The 17,318-nt window shown below is 43.2% G+C and carries 17 protein-coding genes; 13 read left to right on the top strand and 4 right to left on the bottom strand.

All coding sequences use genetic code 11. The features are described 5' to 3' along the window. Nucleotides 1–133: 133 nt before the first annotated feature. Complete coding sequence (gene tig, locus EAE93_RS10950) at nt 134–1,438, bottom strand: trigger factor (protein ID WP_214039650.1); 1,305 nt, start codon at nt 1,436–1,438, stop codon at nt 134–136. Nucleotides 1,439–1,818: 380 nt separating this feature from the next. Beyond that, nucleotides 1,819–2,133, bottom strand: coding sequence for a transcriptional regulator BolA (gene bolA / locus EAE93_RS10955; RefSeq protein ID WP_036775112.1), 315 nt, complete (start codon nt 2,131–2,133; stop codon nt 1,819–1,821). Nucleotides 2,134–2,376: 243 nt separating this feature from the next. On the opposite strand from bolA, the gene EAE93_RS10960 reads away from it, so the two are divergent. From EAE93_RS10960 to EAE93_RS11000, 9 genes are all read left to right on the top strand, one after another. After that, complete coding sequence (locus EAE93_RS10960; protein WP_036775110.1) at nt 2,377–2,955, top strand: lipoprotein; 579 nt, start codon at nt 2,377–2,379, stop codon at nt 2,953–2,955. 72 nt (nt 2,956–3,027) lie between these two features. After that, the gene (gene ampG / locus EAE93_RS10965) at nt 3,028–4,515 is read left to right on the top strand and encodes a muropeptide MFS transporter AmpG (RefSeq protein ID WP_214039651.1); all 1,488 of its coding nucleotides are present in this window, start codon (nt 3,028–3,030) and stop codon (nt 4,513–4,515) included. 243 nt (nt 4,516–4,758) lie between these two features. Then, nucleotides 4,759–5,520 (top strand): nucleoside-specific channel-forming Tsx family protein, encoded by a 762-nt coding sequence (locus tag EAE93_RS10970; protein WP_036775106.1) that lies wholly within the window; start codon nt 4,759–4,761, stop codon nt 5,518–5,520. Nucleotides 5,521–5,869: 349 nt separating this feature from the next. After that, nucleotides 5,870–6,805 carry a cytochrome o ubiquinol oxidase subunit II gene (gene cyoA / locus EAE93_RS10975; RefSeq protein WP_110085833.1) on the top strand — a complete coding sequence of 312 codons (936 nt, stop codon included), beginning with the start codon at nt 5,870–5,872 and terminating at the stop codon, nt 6,803–6,805. A 4-nt stretch (nt 6,806–6,809) separates the two neighbouring features. Then, nucleotides 6,810–8,801: a cytochrome o ubiquinol oxidase subunit I gene (gene cyoB / locus EAE93_RS10980; RefSeq protein WP_036775101.1), complete on the top strand. Its 1,992-nt coding sequence runs from the start codon at nt 6,810–6,812 to the stop codon at nt 8,799–8,801. Continuing rightward, nucleotides 8,791–9,405, top strand: a complete 615-nt coding sequence (locus tag EAE93_RS10985; RefSeq protein ID WP_214039652.1) for a cytochrome o ubiquinol oxidase subunit III — start codon at nt 8,791–8,793, stop codon at nt 9,403–9,405. The genes cyoB and EAE93_RS10985 overlap by 11 nt, the downstream gene beginning before the upstream one ends. Further along, on the top strand, nt 9,405–9,737 hold the full coding sequence (locus EAE93_RS10990; protein ID WP_036775099.1) for a cytochrome o ubiquinol oxidase subunit IV: 333 nt from the start codon (nt 9,405–9,407) through the stop codon (nt 9,735–9,737). The genes EAE93_RS10985 and EAE93_RS10990 overlap by 1 nt, the downstream gene beginning before the upstream one ends. 12 nt (nt 9,738–9,749) lie before the next feature. Next, a complete protein-coding gene (gene cyoE, locus EAE93_RS10995) occupies nt 9,750–10,634 on the top strand; it encodes a heme o synthase (protein WP_011148018.1) in 885 nt (294 codons plus the stop codon). Nucleotides 10,635–10,789: 155 nt separating this feature from the next. After that, nucleotides 10,790–12,169, top strand: coding sequence for an MFS transporter (locus tag EAE93_RS11000; RefSeq protein ID WP_214039653.1), 1,380 nt, complete (start codon nt 10,790–10,792; stop codon nt 12,167–12,169). A gap of 119 nt (nt 12,170–12,288) precedes the next feature. Here EAE93_RS11000 and EAE93_RS11005 read toward each other — a convergent pair whose 3' ends face one another. Further along, nucleotides 12,289–12,780 (bottom strand): YajQ family cyclic di-GMP-binding protein, encoded by a 492-nt coding sequence (locus EAE93_RS11005; RefSeq protein ID WP_036775093.1) that lies wholly within the window; start codon nt 12,778–12,780, stop codon nt 12,289–12,291. Between the two features lie 134 nt (nt 12,781–12,914). Here EAE93_RS11005 and panE point away from each other — a divergent pair, with 134 nt between their 5' ends. Continuing rightward, nucleotides 12,915–13,787 (top strand): 2-dehydropantoate 2-reductase, encoded by an 873-nt coding sequence (panE, locus tag EAE93_RS11010; protein ID WP_214039654.1) that lies wholly within the window; start codon nt 12,915–12,917, stop codon nt 13,785–13,787. 2 nt (nt 13,788–13,789) lie between these two features. Next, nucleotides 13,790–14,380 (top strand): protein deglycase YajL, encoded by a 591-nt coding sequence (yajL, locus tag EAE93_RS11015; protein ID WP_214039655.1) that lies wholly within the window; start codon nt 13,790–13,792, stop codon nt 14,378–14,380. 78 nt (nt 14,381–14,458) lie between these two features. Here the strand turns inward: yajL and thiI are convergent, their stop codons facing one another. Next, entirely contained in the window at nt 14,459–15,907 is a 1,449-nt protein-coding gene (thiI, locus tag EAE93_RS11020; protein WP_214039656.1) for a tRNA uracil 4-sulfurtransferase ThiI, read from the bottom strand. 197 nt (nt 15,908–16,104) lie between these two features. Here thiI and xseB point away from each other — a divergent pair, with 197 nt between their 5' ends. Both xseB and ispA read left to right on the top strand, forming a co-directional pair. Further along, the gene (gene xseB, locus EAE93_RS11025) at nt 16,105–16,383 is read left to right on the top strand and encodes an exodeoxyribonuclease VII small subunit (protein ID WP_036775087.1); all 279 of its coding nucleotides are present in this window, start codon (nt 16,105–16,107) and stop codon (nt 16,381–16,383) included. 4 nt (nt 16,384–16,387) lie between these two features. Continuing rightward, entirely contained in the window at nt 16,388–17,305 is a 918-nt protein-coding gene (gene ispA / locus EAE93_RS11030; RefSeq protein ID WP_105397745.1) for a (2E,6E)-farnesyl diphosphate synthase, read from the top strand. The last annotated feature ends 13 nt before the right edge of the window (nt 17,306–17,318 follow it).

The following is a 17,318-nucleotide window of genomic DNA, read 5'->3' on the forward strand; positions in this document are numbered from 1 at the left end:
TAAAAAGGATCTGGGGTTAAACCCACTTTTTTCAAGAAAAATCTTGCCTCTTACTTATAAAAAAACCCGCAGATTTATCTGCGGGTTCATTTCACTAAGACAAAAATTCATTATCTCATGACAAAATTAAAACTTATGCCATTTGATTCTGATTCATTAACTCATTGAAAGTGGTTTCTTTTTCAGAAACTTTTGCTTTACCCAGAAGAACTTCAACAGCTTGTTCTTCCAAAGCAATATTACGAACATTGTTCATCAATTCTTGGTTTTTACCATAGAATTCGATCACTTCTTGAGGATCTTCATAGGCAGAAGCCATTTCCTCGATTAATGCTTTAACACGCTCTTCATCAGCTTTCAGTTCATTACTGCTGATAACTTCACCTAACAGCAGGCCAACCACAACGCGACGTTTAGCTTGTTCTTCAAACAGTTCACGAGGCAGTTCCAGAGCTTGTTTTTCATTGCCGCCAAAACGCTGAGCCGATTGACGACGCAGAACATCAATTTCGCTATCAACAACAGCGGCCGGAACATCGATTTCGTTAGCCTTAACCAAACCATCGATAACCTGAGATTTAATACGGTTACGGACCGCATTTTTCAGTTCACGTTCCATATTTTTACGTACTTCTGCACGCAGACCATCAACGGTGCCATCAGCAATACCGAAACGTTTGATGAATTCTTCATTCAACTCCGGCAATTCACGCTGTTCCACTTTTTTCAATGTGATCGCAAATTTAGCCGCTTTACCTTTCAGATTTTCAGCGTGATAATCTTCTGGGAAATTAACATCAATGGAAAATTCTTCCCCTGCTTTATGACCAACAATGCCCTCTTCAAAACCTGGGATCATACGGCCCTGGCCCATAGCCAGAACAAAATCGGAAGCCTTACCACCTTCGAACTCTTCACCATCAACAGAGCCATTGAAGTCAACAGTAACACGATCTTCTGCGCCAACAGCTTCTTCGGTTTCTTTCCAATTAGCCTGCTGCTTACGCAATGTTTCCAGCATCGCATCAACATCTTCGTCTTTTACTTCAACAACAGGTTTTTCAACTTCAATGGCTTCCAGATCTTTCAATTCAACTTCTGGATAAACTTCAAACTCTACAGAGTAAGTGAAATCTTCACCATTTTTGAATTGTTCTGGTGCATAACTTGGCGCACCTGCTGGATTAATTTTTTGCTCGATGATTGCATTAATAAAGTTACGTTGCATCAGATCACTCAGAACGTCCTGAATGACAGAAGCACCGTAACGTTGTTTAACAATGTTCATAGGCACTTTGCCTTTACGGAAACCATCGATACGAACTTTTTTTGCTACATTGACCAACTCACTACTAACTGCTTTCTCAACATCGGCAGCAGGAACGGTGATTGTCACACGACGCCCAAGGCCTTGAGTGGTTTCAACAGAAACTTGCATCTTTTTACCTCAAAAAAATCATAGTGCTCGGTCAACTCCAGAGACCATACAACCAGCACATATTTGTATGTACCAATCGCAACACTCTCTAAGAACCGGGGCGGTCGCATTTAAAAACCGAGAATCCCTGATGTCAGAAGCGTCCCGAAACCATTCTAAAAATTAGACGCGACATTATAGCGATGCAGACGGTGTGAGTCGAGAATTGCTGAAAAAAGGCCGAACTATTCATCAACTTCACAGGATAACGATTATTCAGCGGCTAAATTTACATCCAAAACGGATGCATATATAAAACATAAAAACGGCCCGAAGACCGTTTGCTAAATTTATTCTATTGTGTAAGAAAATGCCCAAAACTAAGTATCAATCAGCGGATTTCAGGCAACAATATTACCCCCGCGACATGCCGGTGACGCTAAAACAGTATCCTGTAATTCATTCCACTCTTTTTCTGTATAGGTATGCAACGCCAAAGCATGAACACCTGCGGACAATTCTGCCGATAATACGCTGTAAACAGAACGATGGCGGTTCAGCATACGTTCACCAGCAAATTTATTACTGATGATTACGACCTTAAAATGGCTTTCAGAACCTACGGGTACATTGTGACGATAACTTTCATCAATGACCTCAAGATATGAGGGATTAAATGCAGCCTGTAATTTCTCTTCTATATCCTGATACACCATATCATTCTCCTTAACCACACAGCAGTCGTACTGCCAACCATACTAATAATTTTAGTCTATTCTCCATGAGTTATAGCCCCAACGCATTAAAATATCTTTTAATCGAATCCCACATCATAAGGTTTTTATATGCGTTTACCCCATCAGGGATATGCCATGATCAAAAGGCGGTGCTATTATTGACGCAATTTATGCTATTGATAAGTATTACTGGATATCCTTATCACCGATGAGAAAATTAACATGTTGAAAAGAATCTTATTCCCACTCATTGCGCTTTTTCTTCTTGCTGGTTGTGCTGCTCCCAGCAATACCTTGACCATTGAACCTAAAATTACATTGCCAACAGCAGATCCAACAATGAGCGCGATTACCATCAGTATCAGCGGTGCCGACAATCGTCAGTCTCAGACACTTGCTCAAGTTAACCGCAATGCAAAGCTGGAAATACTGAAACCCTCCCGTGATCTGCGCTTTCTACTCCAGGAAATCCTGGAAAAACAGATGACCGCCCGTGGTTATATGATTGGCTCTCCAGCCAATGCCAATCTGCAAATTATTGTGAACAATCTATATGCAGACGTTAAAGAAGGTAGCCTGCGCCATAACATTTCAACAAAAGCTGATATTTCCATCATTAGTACAGCGCAAAACGGCAGTAAACAAGTTAAGAATTACCGCACTAGTTACAATGTACAAGGCCCTTTAGGCGCAACTAACGAAAAAATTGCTGATGCGGTCAATACTGTCTTATCAGAAGTCATAGCCGATATGGCTCAAGATCCCTCCGTCAGCAATTTCATCAAACAAAATGCTCGCTAATTAAAGGATTAATTGTTTATTAAAGGACTAATTATTTACTCTGCCCGCCAAGGGCAGGGTTTTGGGAGGCACATGTCTTATCGTTATCTCACCGTTTTTACCCAACATAACTCACGAATCCTGCTCTTACTCGGCTTTGTTTCTGGTTTACCGCTCGCATTGACTGCCAGCACCCTGCAAGCATGGATGACTGTTGAAGACATTGATCTTAAAACAATTGGCTTCTTTTCTCTTGTCGGCCAAGCATATGTTTTCAAATTTCTTTGGTCCCCTTTTATGGACCGATTTACCCTCCCTTTTCTTGGACGGCGCCGTGGTTGGCTACTTGTTACACAGTTATTACTCATAGCCAGTATCGCTGCAATGGGTTTTCTCCAACCATCTCAACATTTATGGTGGCTGGCCATACTAGCGGTAACTGTTGCTTTCTGCTCCGCATCACAGGATATCGTCTTTGATGCTTATAAAGCCGATTTATTGAGTAGCGAAGAGCGGGGTGTAGGCGCTGCCGTTTCAGTACTTGGTTATCGGTTAGCCATGTTGGTTTCAGGCGGGTTAGCACTATGGATCGCAGACCGCTATCTTGGCTGGCAACACACCTACTGGTTGATGGCTGGATTGATGTTAATTGGCATCTATACGACGTTAAAAGCTAAAGAACCTGACATTGACGCTCCGCCACCAAAAACACTCCAGCAAGCCGCAATAGAACCATTAGCCGATTTTTTTAATCGCAATAATGCATGGCTGATACTACTGTTAATTGTCATGTACAAAATGGGAGATGCCTTTGCCGCCAGCCTAAGTACCCCATTTCTGATCCGTGGTATTGGCTTTGATGCTGGTGAAGTCGGAATGATCAACAAAACGCTAGGATTAATAGCAACTATCATTGGTGCATTATATGGTGGTTATTTAATGCAACGATGGAGTTTATTCCGCTCACTCATGATCTTTGGCATCCTTCAAGCGATTTCCAATATCGGATACTGGCTGTTATCTATTACTGACAAAAATATCTACGCTATGGGTAGCGCCGTTTTTCTGGAAAATATCTGTGGCGGGATGGGAACCGCTGCATTTGTTGCCCTAATTATGGCGTTATGTCATAAATCGTTCTCTGCAACACAATTTGCTTTATTATCTGCCTTATCTGCTGTTGGACGAGTCTATGTCGGCCCAATTGCGGGTTGGTTCGTTGAATTACATGGCTGGCCAAACTTCTATCTATTCTCTATAGCGGCCTCTGTTCCAGGCTTATTACTGTTATTTGTCTGCCGCCAGACTCTGGTTTATACCCAGCGAACTAATGATTTTATGCCACGTACTGAGTTCAAAAATTTCTATCGTCTAGCGCTTGGCTTACTATCATTAGCAAGCATCTTGCTCACATTTTGGTTACTTATCATCATCACCAATGCTCTTAACTGGACTCATATACCTGATCTGGCCGAAACATTACTATCATGGGGAGTACAAATTGGTATCACAAGCATCATTCTCGGTAGCTTTCTAGATTATCTTGCATTAAGTAAGGTGCAAATTGATTTAAAAAGGTAAAAATATTTAGTTAATTTATCAAAGGTTGATCACTGTCAGCCTTTGATATTCATGCCCTCTTTCTTAAATATTTAAGTGATAGCGATCACACTTCAAATAGTCATTTGCCAAAAGTGCTATTTTCGAGTGATTATTTGATTGTTCAATATTCATATCTGCGTAGAATCAGACTACCATTTTAAGGGTTATTTAATATAGCTTTAAAACCCAAAACCTCTTTTCATGGATGCGTTAGAGAAATTTATGAGAACAACCATTCTGGCTACTGCTTTACTCACCACCGTCTCAGTTCCCGCTTATGCTGAATATCAAGGGGGCTTTGCTAATATCAGCATGAACTACCTCGACTGGACTAGCCATACCACACACAAGTCAGGGCAAACCTCTCATAAAGACGACTTTGCCTATTTGGAACTGGAAGGCGGAGCCGGCTTTGACTGGGGTGAATTATACGGGTTCTTTGATCTGGAAAATGCTTTCAACAGTCAGCATGCTGAACCAGGGGATAACCAAAGATACACTTTTAAAACAACCGGTCGCTTTTATCTGGCTGATACTGGTTTCAATCTCTATGGTCATGTTTACGGTACTTACTCTCTCCCAGGTACAGCGCACGGCGGGAACTTTCATGAGGTAAATACCCTTTATGGTATTGGCTACAACACTGATTTCGCCGGTGTCTGGTTCAAACCGTTTGTTGCGCTGCACTATGTTGACCAAACTTTCTACTCCGGTAATAACGGCTATGTTGTTGGCTGGGTTGCGGGTTACGATTTTCAGCTCTGGGAAGAAAAATTCAGCATAACTAACTGGAATGAAATAGAACTTAACCGGAATGAACGCTACGGCAACGGTGGTCGGAACGGTACCAATGGTGCAATCGCGTTATGGTGGACACCTCACCAATCCTTCACAACCGGCATTCAATATCGATATGCCGATCATAAATTAGGTGAAGACTTCTGGCAGGATGCGATTGTCTACTCCATTAAATATAATTTCTAATTATTGATTTTAATTGTGAGCTGCCAAAAGTGGCTCACAATTAATTTAATTCCTAAATAAAATGACTACGGTGGAAATTTTTAAAGCAAATTTTTTTATTTTTTTCCTTTCACCTAAAAAATATAAAATGATTCAGTACAAATTCATATTTCCGCACTATTTCGTTACAATTAAATAACCTTTTCAAGCTAACTTCTGATTAATCTTACAGTTGCATGTGATCCCAGTAACATAAAGGGTTAACAACCCCTCAACTAACTATTACAAATGTTTACACTCCAGTAGCCTTACCGTAGAATGCCCGCACTGATGAAACGACAATAGAGCTTTTGTTATTTGGGGTCGTTAGATGAGACTTATGAAATACAATAAAAGTATTGGGATATTGTCAATACTAGCGGCTACTCTTATGCTGAGTGGCTGCGATATGGTATTGATGAATCCTAAAGGCGCTATCGGCGCTGAACAAAAAATGCTGATACTTACGGCTATTGGCCTGATGCTAATCATCGTTATTCCGGTGATCATCATGGCATTCACTTTTGCCCTGCGTTACCGCGAAGCCAACAAAAGTGCTACCTATCACCCTAACTGGGCACACTCAAATAAAATTGAGCTGGTAGTATGGACCGTTCCTATCATTATCATTATTATTTTAGCAACCATTACCTGGAAAACAACCCACGAGCTTGACCCATATAAACCACTGGTCAGTGATGAAAAACCCGTGACTATTGAAGTTATCTCCCTTGATTGGAAATGGCTATTCGTTTACCCGGAGCAAGGTATCGCTACAGTTAACGAAATTGCTTTCCCTACTGGAGTTCCTATTAACTTCAAAATCACCTCTGATTCTGTGATGAACTCATTCTTCATCCCACAATTAGGTGGTCAAATCTATGCAATGGCTGGCATGCAGACTAAACTTCACTTAATTGCCGATGAACCTGGCACTTATAAAGGTTTGTCCAGTAGCTACAGTGGCCACGGCTTCTCCGGCATGAAATTTACTGCTACCGCTACCGCAGATCGTGAAGGTTTTGAACAATGGGTTCAAAAAGTGAAAGCCTCTCCCAAAACCTTGGATACCATGCAGGCATTTAACGAGTTAGCTAAACAGAGCCAGAACCATCCGGTTGAATACTTCTCAAGCGTTAAGCCTAACCTGTATCAAGACATTATTGCCAAATTTATGGGCAACATGAATATGCATGGCGGCCACGGTGCAACGACAGGTCATAACATGAATATGAGCGAGATCGCTCATGCCGGAGTTGAGGAATAAAGTAATGTTGGGAAAATTAACACTTGATGCAATCCCATTGCATGAGCCCATTGTCATGGTCACTCTTGCTGGGATTCTCTTCGCAGGGCTCGCGATTGTCGGAGCCCTGACCTATTTCCGTAAATGGAAATGGCTGTGGAGCGAGTGGTTAACCAGCGTTGACCACAAGAAAATCGGTATTATGTACATTATCGTGGCGCTGGTCATGATGCTCCGTGGCTTCGCCGATGCCATCATGATGCGTGGTCAGCAGGCTGTCGCCTCTGCGGGTGCAGAAGGTTTCCTGCCGCCGCACCACTATGACCAGATCTTTACCGCCCACGGCGTCATCATGATTTTCTTCATGGCGACACCTTTTGTTGTCGGCCTGATGAACATCGTGGTTCCACTACAGATCGGCGCTCGTGACGTAGCATTCCCATTCCTGAACTCACTGAGTTTCTGGTTCTTCGTCGTTGGCGTTGCGCTGATTAACATCTCTCTGGGTGTGGGTGAATTCGCTCAGACCGGCTGGTTAGCTTATCCTCCGCTCTCAGGTATAGAATATAGCCCAGGCGTTGGAGTCGATTATTGGATATGGAGTCTTCAAATATCCGGTATCGGTACCTTGCTGACAGGCGTTAACTTCTTTGCGACGATCCTGCGTATGCGTGCCCCTGGCATGTCCATGATGAAAATGCCTGTATTCTCTTGGGCAGCACTCTGTACTAACGTACTTATCATCGCCGCATTCCCAATTCTGACCGTTACCATTGCCCTGCTAACTTTTGACCGTTACATGGGTACCCATTTCTTCACCAATGATATGGGCGGTAACATGATGATGTATATCAACCTGATATGGGCTTGGGGTCACCCTGAAGTTTATATTCTGGTGCTGCCAGTCTTTGGTGTTTTCTCTGAAGTGACTGCGACGTTCTCGAAAAAACGACTGTTCGGCTACACTTCTCTGGTGTGGGCAACCATTGCCATCACCGTATTGTCATTTATCGTATGGCTGCACCACTTCTTTACAATGGGTTCTGGCGCGAACGTTAACGCCTTCTTCGGCATAGCCACCATGATTATCTCGATTCCGACAGGCGTTAAGATCTTCAACTGGCTGTTCACCATGTATCGAGGCCGTATTGAGTATAAAACACCGATGTTGTGGACCGTTGGCTTCATCGTCACCTTCTCTATCGGTGGTATGACCGGCGTTCTGCTAGCAGTTCCAGGCGCAAACTTCGTTCTGCATAACAGCTTGTTCCTGATTGCACACTTCCATAACGTGATCATCGGTGGTGTTGTCTTCGGTTGTTTCGCCGGTACTGCTTACTGGTTCCCGAAAGCTTTTGGTTTCACACTGAATGAAAAATGGGGTGTCCGCGCATTCTGGTTCTGGATCATCGGCTTCTTTATCGCCTTTATGCCAGTTTACGCGCTCGGCTTTATGGGAATGACCCGTCGTATTAGCCAAGATATCAACCCTGAATTCCATACTCTGCTGGTCGTCTCCGCGATTGGTGTTGCACTGATTGCCGTTGGTATCCTGTGTCAGGTCATTCAATTCTACGTGAGTATCCGTGACCGTGACCAAAACCGTGACCTGACCGGTGACCCTTGGGGCGGACGTACTTTGGAGTGGGCAACATCTTCTCCACCACCGTTCTACAACTTTGCTGACGTTCCACATGTGCAAACCCGTGATGCATGGTGGGATATGAAAGAAAAAGGCACTGCTTATAAGCGTCCTGCTCAGTATGAAGAAATTCATATGCCTAAAAATGCCGGGGCAGGTGTAATCATTGCTGGCTTTAGCTTGCTGTTTGGTTTCGCCATGATTTGGCATATCTGGTGGCTGGTTATCGCAAGCTTTGCAGGCATGATTATCACTTGGATTGCAAAAAGCTTTGATGAAGATGTTGATTACTACGTACCCGTTGCTGAAGTTGAGCAAATTGAGAATCAACACCATGAACAAATTAGCAAGGCAGGTCTGAACCATGTCAACTGAAACTATGACTAACCACAATCATGCCCACGAGCATCATGGGCACCACAATGCGGGAGCCACTAAAGTATTCGGTTTCTGGGTCTACTTGATGAGTGACTGTATTCTGTTCGCATGTCTGTTTGCGACTTATGCAGTACTCGTTAACGGAACCGCGGACGGCAAATCTGGTAAAGAGCTTTTCGACCTCTCTTTTGTATTGGTTGAAACTTTCCTACTGTTATTCAGTAGTATCACTTATGGCTTTGCCATGCTGGGAATGAACAAAGGAAAAATCGGCCAGGTTAACGCCTGGCTCGGTATGACTTTCCTGTTCGGCCTTGGCTTCGTGGCGATGGAATTGTACGAATTCCATCACCTGATTGTTGAAGGCTACGGTCCTGACCGCAGTGCATTCTTGTCCGGATTCTTCGCACTAGTTGCTACTCACGGTATCCACGTTACCTGTGGTCTGGTCTGGATTATCATCATGATAATCCAAGTCACCCGCCGCGGTTTAACTGATGTCAATAAAACCCGTCTGAACTGCCTGAGCTTGTTCTGGCACTTCCTGGATGTGGTATGGATCTGTGTATTTACCGTTGTTTATCTGTTAGGAGCTATGTAATGAGTCATTCTAATACTGCTCATACTGGAGCTAGCCACGGTAGCCTGAAGTCTTATCTGATCGGCTTTGTTCTTTCAGTCATCCTGACAGTGATTCCGTTCTGGATGGTAATGGATGGTTCTGCCTCCCATACGACTATCCTGACAACGGTAGTCGCTCTGGCTGTGGTGCAGATTATTGTTCATTTTATCTACTTCCTGCACATGAACACTTCGTCAGAAGAGCGCTGGAACTTAGTAGCATTGCTGTTCACCATTTTAATTATCGGTATTGTTGTTGTTGGCTCACTATGGATTATGTACAACCTCAACATTAATATGATGGTTGATTAAAGAGCTGCATATATGATTAAGCAATACCTGCAAGTAACTAAACCAGGAATTATTTTCGGCAATTTAATTTCTGTGATCGGTGGTTTTCTACTCGCCTCGAAAGGGGTGATTGATTACCCTTTGTTCATCTCGACTCTGCTCGGCGTTTCATTAGTCGTGGCTTCTGGTTGTGTATTTAACAACTACATTGACCGAGACATCGATCGGATCATGGAAAGAACAAAAAACCGCGTCCTTGTAAAAGGACTTATTGATCCGAAAATCAGCCTGATTTATGCATCAATACTGGGTATTGCTGGCATAGTGCTGCTCTATGCAGCAGCCAATGCTTTAGCAATGCAATTAGCGATTATCGGTTTTGTTGTCTATGTAGGGGTTTATAGCCTCTATATGAAAAGGAAATCTGTTTATGGCACGTTGATCGGCAGTTTGTCCGGTGCGGCACCTCCGGTTATCGGTTATTGTGCAGTAACTGGTCAGTTTGATACGGGCGCGTTGATCCTGTTACTGATTTTCAGCCTGTGGCAAATGCCGCACTCCTATGCCATTGCTATTTTTCGTTTCAAAGATTACCAGGCAGCCAATATTCCTGTACTGCCCGTTATCAAAGGCATATCTGTGGCGAAAAACCACATTATCCTTTATATCCTGGCATTTATGATTGCAACCCTTATGTTAGCCATCAGCGGTTACGCTGGTTACAAATATTTGGTTGTTGCAGCAGCAGTGAGCGTCTGGTGGCTAGGAATGGCGTTATCCGGTTACAAAACTGATAATGACCGCATTTGGGCTCGTAAATTATTTATATTTTCCATTGTGGCAATCACTTCCCTGAGTGTCATGATGTCTATTGACCCACATGTGCCCTCAGAAGCCTTCCTAACTTACGTCCGGTAATTTTCCCTGATGGCAGAGGTGTCCCCTCTGCCATCAGTTTCTTTCCAGCCTGTTATCTCCTCTCCTTAATACTTCAATATTATTAATTCAATTAACTATTTACCCCTTATTGAAAACCTATCTACAATGACACATCAAAATATCTCGAGGTAATCATGAACGATAATAAAATGACGCCACTTGAGCTTCGGGCGACATGGGGCCTAGGTTCAGTTTTTTCTCTGCGAATGCTAGGTCTGTTCATGGTGATTCCTGTATTAACAACCTATGGCCTGAATCTAGAAGATGCCACTAAAACACTTATTGGCATCGCCATTGGCATTTATGGTTTAACCCAAGCAATTTTACAGATCCCTGTTGGACTGCTTTCTGACAAAATTGGCGCTAAGCCCTTAATTGTTGGTGGGTTACTACTATTCGTCCTCGGCAGTATCATTGCTGCTCTCAGTGACTCTATCTGGGGCATAATAATTGGACGAGCGCTACAAGGCGCTGGAGCCATATCTGCTGCAATTATGGCGCTACTTTCTGATTTAACCCGTGAACAAAATCGAACTAAAGCGATGGCTTTTATTGGCATTAGTTTCGGAATAACTTTCGCCGCAGCCATTGTACTTGGCCCAATCCTGGCTCACGCTATTGGGTTAAACGGTCTGTTTTGGGTAATTACCATTCTGGCTGGTTGTGGCATTCTGATAACACTATTTGCTGTTCCTTCCACAGATAAACACATCCTCAACCGCGAATCAGGCATTGTTCGTCACAGTTTCAGTAAGGTTCTGGCTGATAGCCAATTGCTGAAACTCAACTTTGGCATACTCAGTTTGCACACTTTGCTAATGGCAAGTTTTGTCGCCTTTCCTTTGGTGATGCAACAAGCAGGATTCCCTAACCAACAACATTGGAAGGTTTACCTGATCACCATGCTGGTTTCATTTGTATCTGTTTTACCTTTCATTATTTACGCAGAAAAAAAGCGCCGCATGAAACAAGTGTTTTCACTGTGTATCACAATGCTACTGATTGCTGAAATTGTATTGTGGGCGGCGGGACATCACTTATGGGTAATTTTCATCGGCATACAAATTTTCTTTATTGCTTTCAATGTAATGGAAGCTATCCTGCCATCACTTATCAGTAAAGAAGCACCGGCAGGTTATAAAGGTACAGCAATGGGCGTCTACTCCACTAGCCAATTTTTAGGTGTCGCTTTAGGGGGGAGCCTTGGTGGTTGGTTATCTGAATTAAAAGGAGCACCGCTGGTATTTATGGCAGGTATCGTTCTGACAATCATTTGGTTGATTATCAGCACAACAATGAAACAATCCCCCTATGTCAGCAGCATCAGAATTTCTCTGCCAGAAAATATAGTCAATAAAGCATTGCTGGAACAAAAAATTCTTGTTCAGCCAGGCGTTTGCGACGTCGTTATTGTGCCGGAGGAGCATAGTGCCTACATAAAAGTAGACACTAAACTGACAAGCAGAGCACAACTTGAACAATTGATAGCTAACAATAGTGACATGATAGATTAAGTATCAAACCAGATAACCCCTACCCGATTCGATATTAAGGGAAACTGGGAGTGGGGTATTCCTAGTCAGAATACCCCACTCCACATTAAGCTAGATATCTCAAACCATTAGGCGGAAAATCAATCCCGGAAATTAGTAAACTGGAATGGCTGTCCCAGCTCTGCGCCACGAACTAATGCCATAACACTTTGCAAATCATCACGAGCTTTACCTGTCACTCGCACCTGCTCACCCTGAATCTGTGCTTGCACTTTCAGTTTACTGTCCTTAATCAGCTTCACAATCTTTTTCGCCGTAGGGGTATCAATCCCCTGCTTCAAAGTCGCTTCAACGCTGTAAGTCTTACCACTGTGCAACATATCATCAGGGATATTCAATGCAGCGCCATCGATACCACGTTTAGCCAACTTTTCACGTATGATATCAACCAACTGACTTACCTGAAAATCTGACTCACTAGCGATCTTGATAGATTCACTTTTTTCATTTAATTCGAAACTGGCGCTGACATTACGGAAATCCCAACGGCTAGCAAGCTCGCGCTGCGCATTTTCTACCGCATTGCGAACTTCATGCATATCAATTTCTGAAACAATATCGAAAGATGGCATTATCCATGACCTCCTGATAATCAATAAGTTGGCATGATAACCGCTTTCCACTGTCAGCAAAAGCGCTATACTTGGATTAGCGGGATCTTATTATTTCCATCCAATATTATGGCAGCGTCTTTCAAAAGGTGTATATGAAGATAACCGTTCTTGGCTGTGGCGCTATAGGAAAACTGTGGCTAGCTGCATTATCACAACAAAAACATCAAGTACAGGGCTGGTTAAAAACCCCACAATCTCATTTATCTGTTCATATTGACGAAATGAATGGGCAAGTATTCAACCAACCAATCCCAACTAATAACAGTAACCATCTTGCTAACAGCGAATTACTGATTGTCTGCCTGAAAGCATGGCAAGTCGCTGATGCAGTGAATAATTTACTCCCCAAGCTTTCACCTAATTGCCCAATTTTATTACTACACAACGGCATGGGTAGCCAAGAAGAACTATTATCAGCGCCAAATCCCATACTGCTTGGCGTCACAACACATGGCGCATATCAGGATGATCAACAGGTTTATCATACTGCGTCCGGGCTAACCCATATTGGCTCGGCAACGTCAAATGCAACTGGACTTAGCTCTCTGGCTAATGTATTACACCAATCTTTGCCAGACGTTGCATGGCATAACGAAATACTCTCTATTAGTTGGCTGAAACTTGCCGCTAACTGTGTCGTAAACCCGCTGACTGCACTTTATGAATGCCAAAATGGCGATTTGCTTCGCTATCCGGAACAATTAAATACTTTGTGCGAAGAGATTATTCAGGTTATACAACGAGAGAACATACATACCACTATTGATAACCTGATTGCCTATGTCTACGATGTGATTAAACTTACAGCAAAAAACTATTCTTCCATGTTGCAGGATGTCCGCGCAAAACGTCGCACTGAAATTGACTATATCACCGGTTATTTATTACGCCGGGCCAGTGCACATGGTCTGGCAGCCCCTGAAAATACCCGTATCTATAACCTAGTTAAACATAAGGAAAGATGATTATGACCCCTTCAGCACTCATCTGCCTGACTCACGGTAGTGAAGAAACAGAAGCCGTTACAACTATTGATTTACTGGTACGCGCTGGCATCAATGTTACGATCGCCAGCACCGCCAGCGATGGAGAACTGGTTTTAACTTGCTCCAGAGGTGTAAAACTAGTTGCTGATGTCCCTCTGGAAAAGGTTATTGATGAATCTTTCGATGCCATTATATTACCCGGCGGTATGCAAGGTGCCGAGTGTTTCCGTGATAATTCACTCGTTATCGAAAAAATCCGCCAGGCACATTATCAAGGGAAAATTATCGCTGCAATTTGTGCCGTGCCTGCTATCGTACTTGAACACCACAACTTATTCCCTACTGCCAAAATGACCGGTTACCCCGGTTTGCAAGACAAAATTTCGTCCGATAAATGGATTGATTGCCGAGTCTGTTTTGATGATCGTGTCAATCTATTGACCAGCCAAGGGCCAGCGACAGCTTTCGATTTCGCATTAAAACTCATTGAATTATTAAAAGGACGAGAAACAGCAGCAGAAGTGGCGACTCAACTCATATTGCCACTAGGTGTATATTCTTATCAAGATTGAAAAAATAGACAAAAGCATCTTACTTTATACGATTCGGGGTTCACGTAATAAGAACCCCGAAATGTATAACTAAAACAATTAAGGCCGATAAACTTTCACGTTATCAAAACCCTGTTCAGATAAATAGAGTGCCTGCAAACGACTCATAACTCCACGTTCACAATAGAGTAGATAGGTCTTATCCTTTGGCAAATCACCAAATTGGCTGCTCAACTTATAGAATGGCAATGATTTGATTTCCACACCATTTAACTGCAATGGCCGATCATCTTGTTCATCAGGCGAACGAATATCCAATAACACATCCGTTGGAGCGAACGCTGTCACCGTTTCAATTTCAACCACTTGCTCATTGCTTTGTTCTGCGATCTGGCGAATATCAATATTCTGAGCTTCACTGACCACTTTTTCCAGAATATTAAAATCGAAATTCGCTTCTTCTGCTTCAATTTTAGCTTTAACGGCTTTTACCGTCGGGCTTTTTGAAATAACACCACAGAATTCAGGCATCGTACGGGCAAAATCCTCAGTGCCAATTTCACGTGCCAACCTGATAATGTGCTCTTTATCATGAGAAATCAGCGGCCGCAGAATCAATGTGTCCGATGCATTATCAATCAAACGCAAATTAGTGAGTGTTTGGCTGGAAACTTGTCCCAAAGCCTCACCGGTAACAATAGCCTGCACGCCATAACGCTCTGCAATTTTAGATGCCGCTCTTACCATCATCCGTTTAAGCACCACCCCCATTTGACCATCATCAATTTTTTCCAAAATTTCAGCGACAACAGGTTCAAAATCCACAGCAACGAAACGGACTTTATGGGAACTACCAAAACGATTCCAAAGATAATGAGCAACCTGCTTCACGCCAATTTCATGAGCGGAGCCGCCAAGATTGAAGAAGCAATAGTGAACACGGCAGCCACGGCGCATTAGCATATAGCTGGAAACACCAGAATCAAAACCCCCAGAAATCAGAGACAATACATCTTCCTGCGTTCCGATAGGAAAACCACCAATCCCTTCATAACGGGCTTTTACCAAAATCAGCACATCCTGATCAATTTCCAAATTGACGGTAACATCAGGATGATTGAGTTTTACTTTCACAGATTCAATATGCTGGTTTAAACCACCACCGACATAGCGTTCTACTTCATTAGAAGTAAATTGATGTTTACCGCGGCGCTTTACCCGCACGCAAAATGTCTTATTGTGGAGAGATTCGCCATAAGCCTCATAAGCCTGTTCAAAGATATGATGCATGTCACGAAACTCACGCTCCTCTACTTGCAGAATATGGTGAATACCGGGGATACGTGTCAACACATCACAAATTTGAGCGCCAAGGTTTTCATCTTTAGTACGAACTTCGATATTATCCCAATGGCGAACCACTGCAATATTATCTCCTAACGTTTTCAGCACATTGCGAATATTACTAGCGAGAATTTTAATAAAGCGCAAACGAACAGTTTGGCTCTTGATCGTGATTTCCGGGAATAATTTAATAATAAACTTCATAGTGAGTTATAGTAGTAGTTAGGCATTTTGATAAAAAAAACTGATGGTATGTCTTGGTTGTCAAATCAGGCCGCGGAGTATAACACTATCTCGTGGTATAGCGCGGAAAAAACACAAAATCAGTTAAGGATTTGTTTGCACCAGCATAATAAGATAGTCTGCAACCCTCAGGCGAACTCTGTAAATAGTAAAAAATTATGCCAAAGAAAAACGCAATATCAGAAAGTACAAACAGTACGCCAGAACCTGCCCCGGCAATGACATTTGAAAGCTCATTAAAAGAGCTGGAACAGATCGTCGCACGGCTGGAATCAGGTGAACTGGCACTGGAAGAAGCCCTAAGCGAGTTTGAGCGTGGTATTCAATTAGCCCGTCAAGGGCAACAGACTTTGCAACAAGCAGAACAGCGAGTTCAGATTCTGCTTAACGACGACACCCAATCTCCACTGAGTCATTTCTCCCCGGATACTGAATAAGCCTATGTCTGAACAAAATTCAACCCAATTTAAAGAACAGCTTAAAATCTGTCAACAACGAGTCAATAACGTTCTGATAAGCACACTATCTTCACTGGCATTTGCAGACAACCCGCTCGTTCACGCAATGCAACATGGTACTTTGCTCGGTGGTAAACGCCTGCGCCCATTTTTAGTTTATGCCGTTGGTGAAATGTTTGGGTTATCCGCAAATAATCTGGATGCTCCAGCAGCAGCCGTTGAATGTATCCACGCCTTTTCATTAATCCATGACGACTTACCGGCGATGGATAACGATGATTTACGCCGTGGACAACCGACCTGCCACATAAAATTTGGCGAAGCTCACGCAATTCTGGCGGGAGATGCATTACAAGCGCTGGCATTTGAAATCCTATCTAAAAGAGAAATGCCGGATGTTACAACAGCAGATCGCCTCGAAATGCTTGCTGAATTGGCAACCGCCAGTGGCGTAGCCGGTATGTGTGGCGGCCAAGCCCTGGATCTGGCAGCAGAAGGCAAACACATCGATCTCCATATGCTAGAAAAAATTCATCGCCACAAAACGGGCGCACTTATCCGTTCCGCAGTCAGAATGGGCGCATATGGCGCAGGTCAACGTGGGCATGACGTCTTGCCTGAATTGGATCAATATGCCCAAGCCATCGGGCTCGCATTCCAAGTTCAGGACGACATTCTTGATGTCATTGGCGATACCGAAATGATAGGAAAACGCCAAGGCAGTGACCAACAGCTAGGAAAAAGCACTTACCCCGCATTACTAGGGTTAGAACAAGCACAGAAAAAAGCATACGAACTGTATCAAGAAGCATTACAAGCTTTGAATAAACTGGAAGATAAATCTTATAACACAACCATGCTGCGCACACTTGCCAGCTTTATCATTGAACGTAACAACTAAGGTCTGCCGGTAA

This window comes from Photorhabdus akhurstii (genome assembly GCF_018448925.1).
Taxonomy (GTDB): domain Bacteria; phylum Pseudomonadota; class Gammaproteobacteria; order Enterobacterales; family Enterobacteriaceae; genus Photorhabdus; species Photorhabdus akhurstii.